Raw genomic sequence first — 15,134 nt, forward strand, 5'->3', positions numbered from 1 at the left:
GCGACGGCGCTTAGCGCTCTGTCGCGAGGTGGCGTATATTACGCTTTCCTCTTTCAAAGTCAAGCATTTATTTTTGCTTTTCTCTGTCGGTGCTCATCGCTGAACCCCGCTAACCCGGCGGCCTGTAAGCCGTTGTTCCGTGTCAGTGGAGGCGCATTATAGGGAGTTCTGAGACGTTGACAAGCCCTGTTTTAAAAAAACTTTTCAACCGTCTCTTTTTTCACCAAAACAGCGCATAACGTGGCAAAAAACCAGCGTTTTGCTGTTTTAACCAACGAAACAGTCCACCAGATGGCATACTGATACAGATAAAAAGAGAAAGGAACGGCATCTATGTCTTTAAGCGCACAGCAACTGGCGGCACAAAAGAACATCTCCTGGGTATTAGCAGAGAAGCTGGCTCAAAAAATCCTGACCGGCGAATACCCGCCGGAAAGTATTCTTCCAGGCGAAATGGAATTGGGCGAACAGTTTGGCGTGAGTCGCACCGCGGTACGTGAAGCGGTTAAAACACTTACCGCCAAAGGGATGCTGTTGCCGCGCCCGCGTATCGGTACCCGGGTCATGCCACGCAGTAGCTGGAACTTCCTCGATAAGGAACTGCTTTCATGGTGGTTAACGGAAGATAACTTTGAAGAGGTGGTGAACCATTTCCTGGTTATGCGTAGCAGCCTGGAGCCTCAGGCCTGTTTTCTGGCGGCTACCTTTGGTAACGCAGAACAAAAGGTGCAGCTCAATACCTTAATGGAAGAGATGGGGCAGTTAAAAAAACGCTTTCTGCGCGAACGCTGGATAGAAGTCGATATGGCCTGGCATGAGCACATTTATGAAATGAGCGGAAATCCGTTCCTGATCGCTTTCGCTTCTCTGTTTCATTCGGTCTACCACACCTACTTCACCTCTATTACTCAGAACGAAGTGGTAAAGCTGGATCTCCACCAGGCCATTGTCGACGCTATCCAGGATAGCGATGGCCCGCGCGCGCTTAGCGCCTGCCAGACGTTATTGAACGCACCAAACCATTCAGGCAAGTAACAAGGGTTCCGCATGAGCGAAAAGAAAGGACGCAGTATGGCCGGACTGCCGTGGATTGCCGCCATGGCTTTTTTTATGCAGGCGCTGGACGCCACCATTCTCAACACCGCCCTTCCCGCCATTGCGCATAGCCTTAACCGTTCTCCGTTGGCCATGCAGTCCGCCATTATCAGCTACACATTAACCGTCGCCATGCTTATCCCGGTCAGCGGCTGGTTAGCAGACCGCTTCGGCACCCGTAAGGTGTTTATCATTGCCGTTGGCCTGTTTACGCTCGGTTCGCTGGCCTGCGCCCTCTCCAGTTCATTAATGGAGCTGGTTATCTTTCGCGTGATTCAAGGGACAGGCGGCGCCATGATGATGCCGGTGGCGCGCCTGGCATTATTAAGAGCCTACCCGCGCAGCGAACTGCTCCCGGTACTGAACTTCGTCACCATGCCCGGACTGGTTGGCCCTATTCTTGGGCCGGTACTCGGCGGAGTGCTGGTCACCTGGGCCAGCTGGCACTGGATTTTCCTCATTAATATTCCTATCGGCATTATCGGGATACTTTACGCGCGTAAATGTATGCCGAATTTCACCACGCCGCGCCGGCGTTTCGATATCACCGGTTTTCTGTTGTTTGGGTTGAGTCTGGTACTGTTTTCCAGCGGCATCGAACTGTTTGGCGAGAAAATCGTCGCAACCTGGATAGCCCTTTCGGTCATTGCCCTCAGCGTCATGCTACTGCTGGCCTATATCCGCCACGCGCGTCGCCACCCGGCGCCGCTGATCTCGCTTTCTTTATTTAAGACGCGCACCTTTTCGGTCGGTATTGCCGGTAATCTGGCGACGCGTCTGGGTACCGGCTGTGTGCCGTTTCTGATGCCCTTGATGTTGCAGGTCGGTTTTGGCTATCCGGCGATCGTCGCAGGCTGCATGATAGCCCCCACCGCAATCGGGTCGATTATCGCGAAATCGACCGTGACGCAGATTTTACGCTGGCTCGGCTATCGGAAAACCCTGGTCAGCGTCACCATTTTTATCGGACTGATGATTGCCCAGTTCGCATTCCAGTCCCCGGAAATGCCCATCTGGATGCTTTTACTGCCGCTGTTTGTACTGGGGATGGCCATGTCTACCCAGTTCACATCGATGAATACCATCACGCTGGCCGATTTAACCGATGATAACGCCAGTAGCGGCAATAGCCTGCTGGCCGTGACGCAACAGCTATCCATTAGCCTCGGCGTCGCCATTAGTGCGGCAGTGCTACGTTTTTATGAAGGGTTCGGCAATGCCAGTACCGTCGAGCAGTTTCACTACACCTTTATTACGATGGGGGTGATTACCGTGGTTTCGGCGCTGACATTTATACTGTTAAGAGCGAAAGACGGCCACAATCTGATTAAAGAGCGGCATAAGGGTTAAACGGAGCCGCGAACAACCAGCTCCGGGGTGAGCTGAACGCGCTGCTGTTTCTGACCCGGGTCGGCCATGCGATGAATCAGTACGTCGATGGCCAGTTCGCCCAGTTCATCTTTTGGCTGATGGATAGTCGTCAGCGGCGGCGTCATATAGCGCGCCAGTTCAATATCGTCATATCCCACCAGCGCCATATCCTGCGGAATCCGTAACCCGGCCTGATACAACGATTGATAGGCCCCAACGGCCATCGCATCGTTACCGACAAAGACCGCCTGCGGCCGCTCGGGTAAGGCGAGCAGCTTTTGCATGGCGCTAAATCCGCCGCCGAACTCGAAATCACTGGTAATGACATAACCTTCCGCCACCGGCAGTCCGGCGCGCGCCATCGCCGCGTGATACCCCTCCAGGCGCAGGCGCGACGGCGTTTTATCCAGCGGTCCGGCAATACAGGCGACGCGGGTATATCCTTTATCAATCAGATATTGGGTTGCCATATCGCCGCCCAGCAGCGAGTTGTCCTGAATCAGATCGCTATCGCCGTCGAACGGCGCCCAGTCCATCATCACCGTAGGGACTGACGGGTAGCGCTGCATAATTTCCGGTGAAGGCTGGTGCGTTTCGGTGCACAGCAGCAGCAAACCGTCGACGCGTTTTTGCATCAGCGTCTCAAGATTGCGGTTCATGCGCTGCTCATCGCCTTCGGTATTACACAGCACCAGACTATAGCCGCGCTCAAAACAACTGCGCTCCACGCCGCGCACCAGTTCCGAATAAAACGGATTGGTACTGGCGGTGATCAGCATGCCGATGGTCCGGGTCTGGTTTAATTTGAGGCTGCGCGCCAGCGCAGACGGCGCATAGTTAAGGTTTTTAATCGCCGCATCAACTTTGGCCGTAATCGCTTCACTGACGAAGCGATCTTTATTAATGACGTGAGAAACTGTTGAAGTGGAAACGCCCGCTTCGCGGGCTACATCCTTCATGGTAGCCAAACGTTACCCCTGTTGACGTAAAAACTCGTCGATTTCTTCGCGCCATGGTACGGAAGGCTGTGCGCCTTTGCGGGTAACGGCAATCGCCGCCGCGGCATGGGCAAAACGAATCGCTTCGTCCAGCGCAGTTCCTTCCAGTAAGGCCGTCACAAAGGCGCCATTAAAGGTATCACCCGCGGCAATGGTATCGATGGCCTGCACTTTAAAACCGGGAATCCGCCGGCCCTGACCTTCGCGACTGACCCATACGCCCCGGCTGCCAAGCGTAATCATCACGATACCAATGCCTTTTTCATGCAGCGCACGGGCCGCCTTAGCCGCATCGTCATCGTTCTCAACGCGGATGCCGGTCAGCTTTTCAGCTTCGGTTTCGTTAGGCGTAATAATATCTATCAGCGAAAGCAGCTCATCGGACAGGGCGCGCGCCGGCGCCGGGTTGAGCACAACGGTGGTTTGATGCTGATGGGCGATTTTTGCCGCCGCCAGCACGCTTTCCAGCGGTGACTCCAGCTGCATCAGCAGCGCCTGGGCACCCGCAATACGCGCTTCTTCCGCCGCAACCTGCCCGACAGAGAGCGCGGCGTTAGCGCCGGCATGAATACCGATGACATTCTCACCTTCGGCGTTAACAAAAATCAGCGCCACGCCGGTCGATTGCTCTTTTACCGCACGCACCGGCGCAACATCGATCCGATCGCGCTCCAGCTGGCGGCGAACGCGTTCGCCGATATCGTCATCGCCGGTACAGGCAATAAACGCAATATCCGCGCCGCTTCGCCCGGCGGCGACGGCCTGGTTCGCCCCTTTACCGCCGAAAGCCACCTGATAATGCTGGCCGGTGACGGTTTCGCCCGGCGTCGGGAAAGATTCAAGGTTAAGAATGTGATCGGCATTGATGCTGCCAAGGACGACAAGTTTGCCTGAGGTTTTCATTATTTCTGTTCCCGGGAAAGCGCGCCACCGGACTCCGGTGGCGCATGCCCTGCTTTTCTTTTTATGTTGTCCCTCGGACCGTTTCCGGTCCGAATCGCATATTACTGCTTAATGACCAGTTTCAGCTCAACCGGATAGCTGGCGTCCACTTTCTCACCCTTCAGCACTTTATCAGCAGTCTCCACGCCTTTCACGCCGATCTGCTCTGGCAACTGAGCGATGGTCGCTGCCAGTTTGCCACTATTTACCGCTTTTTCGCCATCCGGAGTACCGTCAAATCCAACCACCATCACATCGGATTTGCCCGCCGTTTGTAATGCGCGCAGCGCACCCAGCGCCATTTCATCGTTCTGCGCAAACACCGCTTTCACATCAGGATGAGCGGTCAGCAGGTTCTGCATGACGTTCAGACCTTTGGTACGGTCGAAGTCCGCCGGCTGGCTGGCCAGAACGTTGAATTTGTGCGCGGCAACGGCCTGCTTAAAGCCCTCACCACGTTCACGAGCCGCAGAGGTCCCGGCAATACCCTGCAGTTCAATCACTTTCGCGCCTTCACCGACTTTCTTCGCAATATAGTCGCCGGCCATCTTACCGCCCAGCACGTTATCAGACGCGATATGGCTGACCACGTCGCCTTTCGAAGCCTGACGGTCGAGGGTAATGACCGGGATTTTGGCCTGGTTAGCCATCTTCACCGCGTTACCTACCGCATCAGAGTCGGTGGGGTTAATCAGCAGCAGCTTCGCGCCACGTACCGTTAAATCCTGCACGTTCGCCAGCTCTTTCGCCGGGTTGTTCTGCGAATCCAGTACCACCAGGTTGTAGCCCAGTTTGTCAGCTTCTTTCTGCGCCCCCTCTTTCAGAGAAACAAAGAACGGGTTATTCAGGGTAGAGATAACCAGAGCGATGGTATCTTTCGCCATCGCGTTGGCGCTGACGGTTGCACTGAGAGCCACAGCAGAGACCAGGGTCGCCAGTTTTTTCATATTCATAGTTAAGATGTCCTGTAGAGTTCTTAGTTACTGCTTTTTGTTGTCTACCAGCACCGCCAGCAAAATTACCACCGCTTTCACGATCATCTGGTAATAGGAAGAAACGCCTAATAGATTCAAACCGTTGTTCAGGAAGCCAAGGATCAACGCACCAATTAAAGTACCGACAATACGCCCCTTCCCCCCCGCCAGACTGGTGCCGCCGAGCACGACCGCCGCGATAGCATCCAGTTCATAGCCGGTACCCGCCGTCGGCTGCGCGGAAGAGAGGCGTGCCACTTCGATAATCCCCGCCAGCGAAGCCAGCAGGCCGCATAACGAATAGACAATGATTTTTACTTTATTGACGCTGATACCGGATAAACGGGTCGCCGCCTCGTTACCACCCAACGCGTAGATATAACGACCCAGCCGCGTATGGTGCAGCATGTACCAGGCCGCCAGAAAGACGATTGCCATAATCCACACCGGCGTCGGCACCCCTAACGGGCGACCGATACCAAACCAGCCAAACAGGTCGGCGTTATCAGTAAACCCGGTATTCACCGGACTACCGTTGGTGTAAACCATCGTCACCCCGCGCAGGAGCAGCATCATTACCAGGGTGGCGATAAAGGCCTGCACACGCCCTTTCGCCACAATCACGCCGGTCACCGCGCCAATTGCCGCGCCTAAGGCAAGCGCTGCGGCAATCGCCACCAGCGCATTCACCTCCAGCCCCACAATCGATGCCGCAACCGCGCCGGTCAGCGCCAACAGGGACCCGACGGACAGGTCGATCCCTGAGGTCAGAATGACCAGCGTCATTCCGACGGCCATAATGGCGTTGACCGACGTTTGTTGCAGGATATTGAAGAGGTTATTAACGGTAAAAAAGTTGGGGCTCATGGTCGAAACAATCGCTATCAGCACCAGCAGGGCAATCAACGACTTTTGCTCCATCAGCCATGCTTTGGTGAAATAGCGGCGACCAGTAACAGCCTGGGTTGTCATCTTTTTTACTCCTGATTCACACGGTTAAGCTTGCCCACAGCGGCAGCCATCAATACTTCCTGGGTGGCCTGCTCGCGTGTGAACTCACCGCCGAGATGCCCTTCATGCATCACCATGATGCGATCGCTCATGCCCAGCACTTCCGGCATCTCCGAAGAGACCAGAATGATGCTCAGACCATCGGCTTTAAACTGGTTGATCAGCTGATAGATCTCTTTCTTCGCCCCCACGTCCACGCCGCGAGTCGGTTCATCAAGGATCAACACCTTCGGCCGCGTCATCAGCCCGCGAGCGATGGCCACTTTTTGCTGGTTACCGCCGGAGAGCAGGCCTATCGCCTGTTCCATTGACGGCGTTTTCACATTGAACAGGCGGATAAAATCGCCTACCGCCTGCTGCTCATCTTTGTGCTTCAGGCGGCCACCGGCATGGCTGAAATAGCGCAGCGCCGTTAATGACATGTTTTCTTTCACCGACATACCGAGCACTAAGCCATCGCGCTTGCGGTCTTCAGAGATATAGACAATCCCGTTTGCCAGCCCATCCTGAGGGGAACGGGTCACCACTTCATGGCCATCGAGCGTGACGGAACCGCTGGTGCGCGGCAATGCGCCGTACAGCACCTTCATCAACTCCGTGCGGCCAGCCCCCATCAGCCCGGCGACGCCGAGAATTTCACCCTGACGAAGGGAAAAGGTCACATTTTCAACGCCCGGCCCGCACAGATTGTCTACTTTCAGGCGAACCGCCCCCGGCGCTTTATCGAGATGCGGGTACTGATCCTCCAGCTTGCGGCCAACCATCATTTCGATCAGCAGATCTTCATTCAGACTGGCCACCTCGCGCTCGGCGATAAACTGCCCGTCGCGAAAAACCGTCACATCATCACAAATCTCGAAGATCTCTTTCATACGGTGAGAGATATAGACAATCCCGCGCCCCTGCGCTTTCAGCTCGCGGATGACGCGGAACAGAGATTCCGTTTCGGTATCGGTCAATGCGTCCGTGGGTTCATCCATAATGATGACCTTCGACTCAAAGCTCAGCACCTTGGCGATTTCAACCATCTGCTGATCGCCAATCGACAGATCGCCCACCAGTTTCTGGCTGTTAAAGCGTAAGTTCAGCTTCGCCAGCAGTTTGTCGGCTTCGGCATACATCGTTTTCCAGTCGATTTTGCCAAACCGGTTGACGAACTCACGACCGAGGAAAATGTTTTCCGCGATCGTCAGCTGTGGGATCAGGTTGAGTTCCTGATGAATAATGCCGATACCGGCTTCCTGGGAGGATTTCGGTCCGTTGAAGGTGATCTCTTTGCCGAGCCACAGCAGTGAGCCGGCATCGCGGGTATAGATCCCGGTCAGCACCTTCATCATCGTGGATTTGCCGGCGCCGTTTTCGCCGACCAGCGCCATTACGCGGCCAGCATAGACATTGAGCGAGGCGCCGGAGAGCGCCTTCACGCCAGGGAACGCTTTATCGATCCCTTTTAATTGCAATAAGGCTTCCATATCGGCGACCTCAGAACGTGACGCCGGCACAGAGAATAACGTTCGCATACGGGGAACACTCCCCGCTGCGAATCACCGCCTGACTGTCTGCGGTTTGTTTTTTAAACTGCTCATGACTGGTGTAACGAATGTCAATGGTATTTCCCTGGTATTGCTGCAGCAGCTCAAGGTGAGTGAGCAACGTCGCATGGAGCTGCGGATTGTGAGTCTTTATCTCTTCCGCGAGGATCGCCGCCTCAACCTGCATTTCCGCCGTTACCACCTCCAGAACCTGCATAAAGGAGGGAACGCCATGGGTTAATGCCATATCGATGCGCGCGCTGCTGCGGGGAACCGGTAAACCGGCATCGCAGACCACCAGCGTATCGGTATGACCCAGGCGGGAGATAACCGAAGAAATATCAGCGTTAAGTACGGTGCCTTTTTTCATTTTTCTCTTTTGCTCCACTAGCGAAACGTTTCGCTGTCATAAGTATTGTCAATACGCGCACGAAAAACCATCACCAGAAGAGAGAAATGTGATCGCCATCGAAACGTTTCGCAAACGCCGGAAAGGAAAAGTGAAGCGGGGCAAAAAAGCAAAAAAAGCCCTTCACGAGGAAGGGCTTCAGAGCATCAGATTTCGACCTGGGTACCGAGTTCAATTACCCGGTTTGGCGGGATTTCAAACTGATCCGGCGCCCTCAGGGCGTTACGCTGCAGCAGGAGGTACAGTTTTCCGCGCAGACGCAAATACCAAGGCCGTTTGCCGATAATCAACGACTCATGCGACATAAAGAACGAGGTCTCCATCATCCGGCAGCTCAGACCTTCCAGCCCGCAGCGATGGAACACCTCTTCCACGTTTGGCGTTTCGCGCCAGCCGTAGCTGGCGACCACGCGCCAGAAAGACGGTGAAATCTGCTCAATCTGCACGCGACGAACGTTATGCACATAAGGCGCGTCTTCAGTACGCAGCGTCAGCAGAATCACGCGTTCGTGCAGTACCTTGTTGTGCTTGAGGTTATGCAGCAGCGCAAAAGGAATCACGTTCAACGCACGGGACATATACACGGCGGTTCCCGGTACGCGAACCGGCGGTGATTTCTCCAGGGAAGAGATCATCGCTTCCAGAGAGTTACCGTGTTCATGCATCCGACGCAGCAGACGGAAACGTTCGCTTTTCCAGGTCGTCATCACGGTGAACATCACCAGACCCAGCGTTAACGGCAGCCAGCCGCCGGAAACAATCTTATCGAGGTTGGCCGAGAACAGCGGAAAATCAATGCTCATAAAGGCAATAAAGAACAACGCCACAAAGAACTTATTCCAGTGCCAGTTTTTACGCGCAACCGTAGTGAAGAGAATCGTGGTCAGCACCATGGTTCCCGTTACCGCGATCCCGTACGCCGCCGCCAGGTTCGAAGAGTGTTCGAAGTTGATAATCACGATGACCACCGAGACATACAGCAGCCAGTTGATGAACGGAATATAAATCTGTCCGGACTCCATTTCCGAGGTATGAATAATCCGCATCGGCGACAGATATCCCAGACGGACCGCCTGGCGAGTCAGCGAAAAGACCCCGGAAATGACCGCCTGCGAGGCGATAACCGTCGCCAGCGCGGCAATAATCAGCATCGGAATCAGCGCCCATTCAGGGGCCAGCAGGAAGAAGGGGTTTTTGATCGCTTCCGGGTGCTGTAACAGCAGCGCCCCCTGACCAAAGTAGTTCAGCACCAGCGAGGGCAGTACCACCGAAAACCAGGCCAGGCGAATCGGTAGTTTGCCAAAGTGCCCCATATCCGCATACAGCGCTTCGACACCGGTAATGGACAGCACTACCGCGCCCAGCGCAACAAAAGAGACGGTTTTATATTCAAGGAAGAAATGAACCGCCCAGTAAGGGTTTAGCGCCTGCAGCACTTCCGGGTTGGCGATAATGCTGCGCGCGCCCAGCACCGCCAGCAGCAGGAACCAAATCAGCATAATCGGCGCAAACAGCTTGCCGACCATACCGGTACCGTGCTTCTGGATAGCAAACAGCAGCGTCAACACGATAATGGAGATGGGGACAATCCAGGTATCCAGATCAGGGGCGATAATTTCCAGCCCTTCAATCGCCGACATAACCGAAATCGCCGGCGTAATCACCACTTCGCCATAGAAGAAGCTGCCGCCAATCAGGCCAAGAATCACCAGAACCGACGTCATTCGCGCGGACGTATTGCGGCCCGCCAGCGACATCAGCGTCAGGATCCCCCCTTCACCGGCGTTATCTGCGCGCATGACAAAGGTGATATATTTGAGTGATACGGTAAAGATCAACAGCCAGAATATTAGCGACAGAAAGCCAAAAACAGCATCACGTTCAACGCCAAAGCCAAACTGACCAGACAGACATTCCCGAAGTGTATACAGCGGACTGGTACCGATATCTCCGTATACCACGCCGATAGCCGCCAGCGTTATTGCTGGCAGCGATTGCTTATTATCAGTGCTCATAGACTAGTCTTTTCGTTTATAAAACAAATGTGTGCCTAGTCCCTTGGCCCACAAAAAGCGCACAGTATGCACGATTATTTGCTGAATCGTACCCCTAACTAACATCATATTAACCTGACTCAAAGAAAATAAATCGATTCTTCAGGCTATTACCATCCCTAACCAAACATCTATACTCGAATCAATAACGACACATGAAAAAGCACGCAACTCAATTATGGCTCAATCACATTTACTGGCAGAAAGAATTTCCCGGCTCAGCGCCTCCCTCGAAAAAGGCTTGTTCGAACGCAGTCACGCGATACGACTCTGCCTGCTTGCCGCCCTCAGCGGCGAAAGCGTTTTTTTACTCGGTCCGCCGGGCATCGCTAAAAGCCTGATCGCCCGCCGCCTCAAATTCGCCTTTCAGCAAGCCCGCGCCTTTGAATATCTGATGACCCGCTTTTCCACTCCGGAAGAAGTTTTTGGCCCACTCTCCATCCAGGCGCTGAAGGATGAAGGGCGCTACGAGCGCCTGACGACAGGCTATCTTCCGGAAGCCGAAATCGTCTTCCTCGACGAAATCTGGAAAGCCGGCCCGGCTATCCTCAACACCTTACTGACCGCAATCAACGAACGGCATTTTCGCAACGGGGCGAAAGAAGAAAAAATCCCCATGCGCCTGCTGGTGGCGGCTTCAAACGAATTACCGGAAACGGACAGCAGCCTTGAAGCGCTGTACGATCGCATGCTCATCCGTTTATGGCTGGATAAGGTCCAGGACAAAACGAACTTCCGCTCGATGCTGGTAAGCCAGCAGGATGAAAACAGCAACCCGGTTCCCGCCAGCCTGCAGGTCAGCGATGAAGAGTTCCGGCAGTGGCAGCAGGATATCAGCGCCGTGAAGCTCACGGATAGCGTGTTTGAACTTATCTTTCAGCTCCGCCAGCAGCTGGATACGTTACCCGGTTCGCCGTATGTCTCGGATCGGCGCTGGAAAAAGGCCATTCGGCTGCTGCAGGCCAGCGCTTTCTTTAGCGGCCGGGATACGATTGCCCCTATCGACCTGATTTTGCTGAAAGATTGCCTGTGGCACGATATCGAAAGCATGAACCTGATGGCGCAGCAGTTGGAAATCTTGATGACCAGCCATGCCTGGCAGCAGCAGGCCATGCTGAGCAAACTGGGCGCTATCACCCAAAGACGCATCCAAATCCAACAGCAGCACAGTGACAAAACCGCGCTGAAGGTCACGCGCCTCGGCGGGATGTTCAGCCGTAAGCCGCATTATGAATTACCGTCTGAACTCAAGGATACCACGCTGACCCTGCTGCTCCAGCAGCCGCTTAAGCTGCACGATATGGAAGTGATTCATATTACCTTCGTCCGCGAAGAACTCTCGCACTGGCTGGAAAAAGGCGGTGAAATCCGCGGCAAGCTTAACGGCATTGGTTTCGCCCAGCCGCTGAATATCGATGTCGATGCCAGCCAGCATCTGGTCGTTCGCGACGTCAGCCTGCAAGGCTCCCGCCTTTCGTTGCCCGGCAGCGAATCGCAAGAAAACATGCCGGTGGAAATCCGCCAGCAGCTGGAAGCGCTGGATGACGAGTGGCACCAGCAACATAACCGCTTTAGCGAACAGCAAAAATGTCTGTTTATTCCCGGCGACTGGCTAGGGCGTATTGAAGCCAGCCTGCAGGACGTCGGCGCGCAGATTAAACAGGCGCGGCAGCCATGACGCTGGATATGCTGAATGTCATGCTGGCAGTCAGCGAAGAGGGGATGATCGAAGAGATGCTGCTGGCGCTGCTGGCCTCTCCTCAGCTTGCCGTGTTCTTCGAAAAATTTCCGCGCCTGAAGAATATTATCGCCGCCGATATTCCGCGCTGGCGAGAGGCCGTCAGAGCCCGACTCAAAGAGACGTCAATCCCGCCTGAGCTGGATATTGAAGTACAGCACTATCAGCGCTCGCAACTGCTCTCCACCTCGCAGTTTATCGTGCAGCTTCCGCAGATCCTTGGCCAGCTGCATCAACTGCACTCGCCGTTTGCCGCCCAGGCGCAGCAGCTGGTGGATAACAATGCCGCCTTCACGCCCGCGCTCCATACCCTGTTTTTACAGCGCTGGCGTCTGAGCCTGGTGGTGCAGGCAACCACACTCAACCAGCAGCTACTGGATGAAGAACGCGATCAGCTGCTGAGCGAAGTCCAGGAGAGGATGACCCTCAGCGGGCAGCTGGAGCCGGTGCTGGTGGAGAACGATAACGCCGCGGGTCGGCTGTGGGATATGAGCGCCGGCGAGCTGAAGCGCGGCGACTATCAGCTGATCATTCGCTACGGCGACTTTCTCAGCCAGCAGCCGGAACTGATGCAGCTGGCTGAACAGTTAGGCCGCTCGCGGGAAGCCAAATCGGTGCCGAAAAAAGATGCGCCGATGGAAGCTTTTCGCAGCCTGGTTCGTGAGCCGGCAACGGTACCGGAACAGGTTGATGGCCTGCAACAGAGCGATGATATCCTGCGCCTGCTCCCGCCGGAGCTGGCGACGCTGGGGATAACTGAACTGGAATTCGAGTTCTATCGTAAGCTGGTAGAAAAGCAGCTGCTGACCTATCGCTTACATGGCGACGCCTGGCGGGAAAAAATCACCGAGAGGCCGGTGACCCGGCAAGATTTTGACGAACAGCCGCGCGGACCGTTTATCGTCTGCGTCGATACTTCCGGCTCGATGGGCGGTTTCAACGAACAGTGTGCCAAGGCGTTTTGCCTGGCCTTAATGCGGGTGGCGCTGGCCGACAATCGCCGCTGCTTTATTATGCTGTTCTCCAGTGAAGTCGTGCACTACGAGCTGACGGGCCCGCAGGGCCTGGAGCAGGCGATCCGCTTTCTGAGCCAGCGTTTTCGCGGCGGCACGGATCTAGCCAGCTGTTTCCGTTCCATCATCGAGCGAATGCAAAATCCGCAGTGGGTCGATGCCGACGCGGTGGTGATTTCCGATTTTATTGCCCAGCGGCTGCCGGACGAGGTAATCAATAAGGTGGGGGAGCTACAGCGCAAGCATCATCATCGCTTTCATGCGGTGGCGATGTCTGTACATGGCAAACCCGGCATTATGCGCATCTTCGATCATATCTGGCGCTTTGATACCGGGTTACGTAGCCGCCTGCTGCGACGCTGGCGGCGTTAATGGTTACAGCAGAGCGGCAACGCTTTCACGTACCTGCGTCGGCCATACGCCGCACTGTACCTGGCCGATATGATCCAGCTGCAACAGCAGCATGGTAAGCCGGGATTGACCAATGCCGCCGCCAATAGTCTGCGGCATTTCACCGCGCAGCAACGCCTGGTGCCACTCCAGCTTGAGACGGTCTTCATCACCGGTGACCGCCAGCTGACGCTTGAGAGCGTCGGCATCCACGCGGATCCCCATAGAAGAGAGCTCAAACGCATCTTCCAGCACCGGGTTCCACACCAGGATATCGCCGTTCAGACCGGCAAATTCACCCTCCCCCGTGCTGCTCCAGTCATCATAATCCGGGGCACGAACGTCATGGCGCTTACCGTCGGATAACTTGCCGCCAATCCCAATCAGAAATACCGCGCCCAGCTGTTTGGCGATCGCCCGCTCACGGCCTTTGGCATCCAGATCCGGGAAACGGCTCAGCAGTTCCTGACTGTGGACAAAGTGGATCGATTCCGGCAGGAACGGTGCCAGACCAAACTCTTTGCTCACTGCGGCTTCGGTCGCTTTGATCCCGGCGTAGATAGCCTCAACGGTGGATTTCAGCGTACCGAGATGGCGCTCGCCATCCCCCATCACGCGCTCCCAGTCCCACTGGTCAACGTAGACAGAGTGAATAGCGGTCAGGCGGTCTTCATCGGGGCGAAGGGCCTTCATGTGCGTGTACAGCCCTTCGCCCGCGCTGAAGTCGTGTTGTCCCAGGGTTTGACGTTTCCACTTCGCCAGTGAATGAACCACTTCGAACCGGGCGTCTGGCAGTGTTTTCACTTTCACCTGAACCGCTTTCTCGCAACCAGACAGGTTGTCCTGAGTCCCATCTCCTACGCGGCTTAAGATAGGCGCCTGGACTTCAATCAGACCAAGTTTCTCTTCCAGCTGGCGGGAAAAGTGAGACTTAACGAAACTAATCTGGCGTTGTTTTGCGATGTATGCGGTTTTCATTTTTTATGGCTCCTGCGTCCTGTTGATATTGATTAAGCAACAAAAATGGCTACCAATTCAATAATCAAACAACAAAAAGCCATGTTCACTTTTGATTCATTAAAATATATGGCTAATATAGAAAGAATCCTCAAACATCATAAGAAAAACCTATGGAAAATTATCAGATCGACAATCTGGACCGCGGCATTCTGGAAGCGTTAATGACCAATGCCCGTACCGCCTATGCTGAACTGGCCAAACAGTTTGGCGTCAGCCCGGGGACGATTCATGTTCGCGTGGAGAAGATGAAACAGGCGGGTATCATCACCGGCGCGCGCATTGACGTAAACCCTAAACAACTCGGCTACGACGTCTGCTGCTTTATCGGCATTATCCTTAAAAGCGCCAAAGACTATCCTTCCGCCCTGGAAAAGCTGAACGCGCTGGATGAAGTGACCGAAGCGTATTACACCACCGGGCACTACAGCATCTTTATTAAGGTAATGTGCCGCTCGATCGATGCCCTCCAGCAGGTACTTATCAACAAGATCCAAACAATCGATGAAATTCAGTCCACCGAGACCCTGATCTCCCTGCAGAACCCGATCATGCGGACTATCCGCCCGTGATCGGGCTTTTTTAATCCC

Annotated in this window: 13 protein-coding genes; 5 read left to right on the forward strand and 8 right to left on the reverse strand. The window is 54.8% G+C overall.

The annotated features are described in order from the left end of the window. Window positions 1-333 precede the first annotated feature (333 nt). Window positions 334-1,035 (forward strand): FadR/GntR family transcriptional regulator, encoded by a 702-nt coding sequence (locus Electrica_RS24940; RefSeq protein WP_142255813.1) that lies wholly within the window; start codon window positions 334-336, stop codon window positions 1,033-1,035. Between the two features lie 12 nt (window positions 1,036-1,047). After that, window positions 1,048-2,445, forward strand: a complete 1,398-nt coding sequence (gene mdtD / locus Electrica_RS24945; protein WP_142255814.1) for a multidrug transporter subunit MdtD — start codon at window positions 1,048-1,050, stop codon at window positions 2,443-2,445. On the opposite strand, the gene rbsR is transcribed toward mdtD, so the two are convergent. From rbsR to kup, 7 genes are all read right to left on the reverse strand, one after another. Further along, the gene (rbsR, locus tag Electrica_RS24950) at window positions 2,442-3,425 is read right to left on the reverse strand and encodes a ribose operon transcriptional repressor RbsR (protein WP_165457195.1); all 984 of its coding nucleotides are present in this window, start codon (window positions 3,423-3,425) and stop codon (window positions 2,442-2,444) included. The two genes, mdtD and rbsR, sit on opposite strands and share 4 nt — an antisense overlap. Window positions 3,426-3,437: 12 nt before the next feature. Further along, a complete protein-coding gene (rbsK, locus tag Electrica_RS24955) occupies window positions 3,438-4,370 on the reverse strand; it encodes a ribokinase (protein WP_160704457.1) in 933 nt (310 codons plus the stop codon). A gap of 98 nt (window positions 4,371-4,468) precedes the next feature. Next, entirely contained in the window at window positions 4,469-5,359 is an 891-nt protein-coding gene (gene rbsB, locus Electrica_RS24960) for a ribose ABC transporter substrate-binding protein RbsB (RefSeq protein WP_100684560.1), read from the reverse strand. A 27-nt stretch (window positions 5,360-5,386) separates the two neighbouring features. Then, window positions 5,387-6,352, reverse strand: coding sequence for a ribose ABC transporter permease (rbsC, locus tag Electrica_RS24965; protein ID WP_004869245.1), 966 nt, complete (start codon window positions 6,350-6,352; stop codon window positions 5,387-5,389). Between the two features lie 5 nt (window positions 6,353-6,357). After that, complete coding sequence (gene rbsA / locus Electrica_RS24970) at window positions 6,358-7,863, reverse strand: ribose ABC transporter ATP-binding protein RbsA (protein WP_142255815.1); 1,506 nt, start codon at window positions 7,861-7,863, stop codon at window positions 6,358-6,360. 10 nt (window positions 7,864-7,873) lie between these two features. Then, window positions 7,874-8,293 (reverse strand): D-ribose pyranase, encoded by a 420-nt coding sequence (rbsD, locus tag Electrica_RS24975; RefSeq protein ID WP_131050132.1) that lies wholly within the window; start codon window positions 8,291-8,293, stop codon window positions 7,874-7,876. 185 nt (window positions 8,294-8,478) lie between these two features. Next, window positions 8,479-10,347, reverse strand: a complete 1,869-nt coding sequence (gene kup, locus Electrica_RS24980) for a low affinity potassium transporter Kup (RefSeq protein ID WP_100684563.1) — start codon at window positions 10,345-10,347, stop codon at window positions 8,479-8,481. 217 nt (window positions 10,348-10,564) lie between these two features. Here kup and ravA point away from each other — a divergent pair, with 217 nt between their 5' ends. Both ravA and viaA read left to right on the forward strand, forming a co-directional pair. Further along, the gene (gene ravA, locus Electrica_RS24985) at window positions 10,565-12,064 is read left to right on the forward strand and encodes an ATPase RavA (protein WP_100684564.1); all 1,500 of its coding nucleotides are present in this window, start codon (window positions 10,565-10,567) and stop codon (window positions 12,062-12,064) included. Further along, window positions 12,061-13,509: an ATPase RavA stimulator ViaA gene (gene viaA / locus Electrica_RS24990; protein ID WP_142255816.1), complete on the forward strand. Its 1,449-nt coding sequence runs from the start codon at window positions 12,061-12,063 to the stop codon at window positions 13,507-13,509. Before ravA ends, viaA begins: the two co-directional genes overlap by 4 nt. A gap of 3 nt (window positions 13,510-13,512) precedes the next feature. Here the strand turns inward: viaA and asnA are convergent, their stop codons facing one another. Continuing rightward, complete coding sequence (gene asnA / locus Electrica_RS24995) at window positions 13,513-14,505, reverse strand: aspartate--ammonia ligase (protein WP_142255817.1); 993 nt, start codon at window positions 14,503-14,505, stop codon at window positions 13,513-13,515. Window positions 14,506-14,657: 152 nt separating this feature from the next. Here asnA and asnC point away from each other — a divergent pair, with 152 nt between their 5' ends. Beyond that, window positions 14,658-15,116 (forward strand): transcriptional regulator AsnC, encoded by a 459-nt coding sequence (gene asnC / locus Electrica_RS25000; protein ID WP_100684567.1) that lies wholly within the window; start codon window positions 14,658-14,660, stop codon window positions 15,114-15,116. The last annotated feature ends 18 nt before the right edge of the window (window positions 15,117-15,134 follow it).

Source organism: Klebsiella electrica (genome assembly GCF_006711645.1).
GTDB classification, from domain to species: Bacteria; Pseudomonadota; Gammaproteobacteria; order Enterobacterales; family Enterobacteriaceae; genus Klebsiella; species Klebsiella electrica.

Excerpts from the sequence above, each read along its gene's own strand:
- Electrica_RS24940 (WP_142255813.1), top strand. The coding sequence starts at position 334 with ATGTCTTTAAGCGCACAGCAACTGGCGGCACAAAAGAACATCTCCTGG.
- mdtD (WP_142255814.1), top strand. The coding sequence starts at position 1,048 with ATGAGCGAAAAGAAAGGACGCAGTATGGCCGGACTGCCGTGGATTGCC.
- rbsR (WP_165457195.1), bottom strand. The coding sequence starts at position 3,425 with ATGAAGGATGTAGCCCGCGAAGCGGGCGTTTCCACTTCAACAGTTTCT.
- rbsB (WP_100684560.1), bottom strand. The coding sequence starts at position 5,359 with ATGAATATGAAAAAACTGGCGACCCTGGTCTCTGCTGTGGCTCTCAGT.
- rbsC (WP_004869245.1), bottom strand. The coding sequence starts at position 6,352 with ATGACAACCCAGGCTGTTACTGGTCGCCGCTATTTCACCAAAGCATGG.
- rbsA (WP_142255815.1), bottom strand. The coding sequence starts at position 7,863 with ATGGAAGCCTTATTGCAATTAAAAGGGATCGATAAAGCGTTCCCTGGC.
- rbsD (WP_131050132.1), bottom strand. The coding sequence starts at position 8,293 with ATGAAAAAAGGCACCGTACTTAACGCTGATATTTCTTCGGTTATCTCC.
- kup (WP_100684563.1), bottom strand. The coding sequence starts at position 10,347 with ATGAGCACTGATAATAAGCAATCGCTGCCAGCAATAACGCTGGCGGCT.
- ravA (WP_100684564.1), top strand. The coding sequence starts at position 10,565 with ATGGCTCAATCACATTTACTGGCAGAAAGAATTTCCCGGCTCAGCGCC.
- viaA (WP_142255816.1), top strand. The coding sequence starts at position 12,061 with ATGACGCTGGATATGCTGAATGTCATGCTGGCAGTCAGCGAAGAGGGG.
- asnA (WP_142255817.1), bottom strand. The coding sequence starts at position 14,505 with ATGAAAACCGCATACATCGCAAAACAACGCCAGATTAGTTTCGTTAAG.
- asnC (WP_100684567.1), top strand. The coding sequence starts at position 14,658 with ATGGAAAATTATCAGATCGACAATCTGGACCGCGGCATTCTGGAAGCG.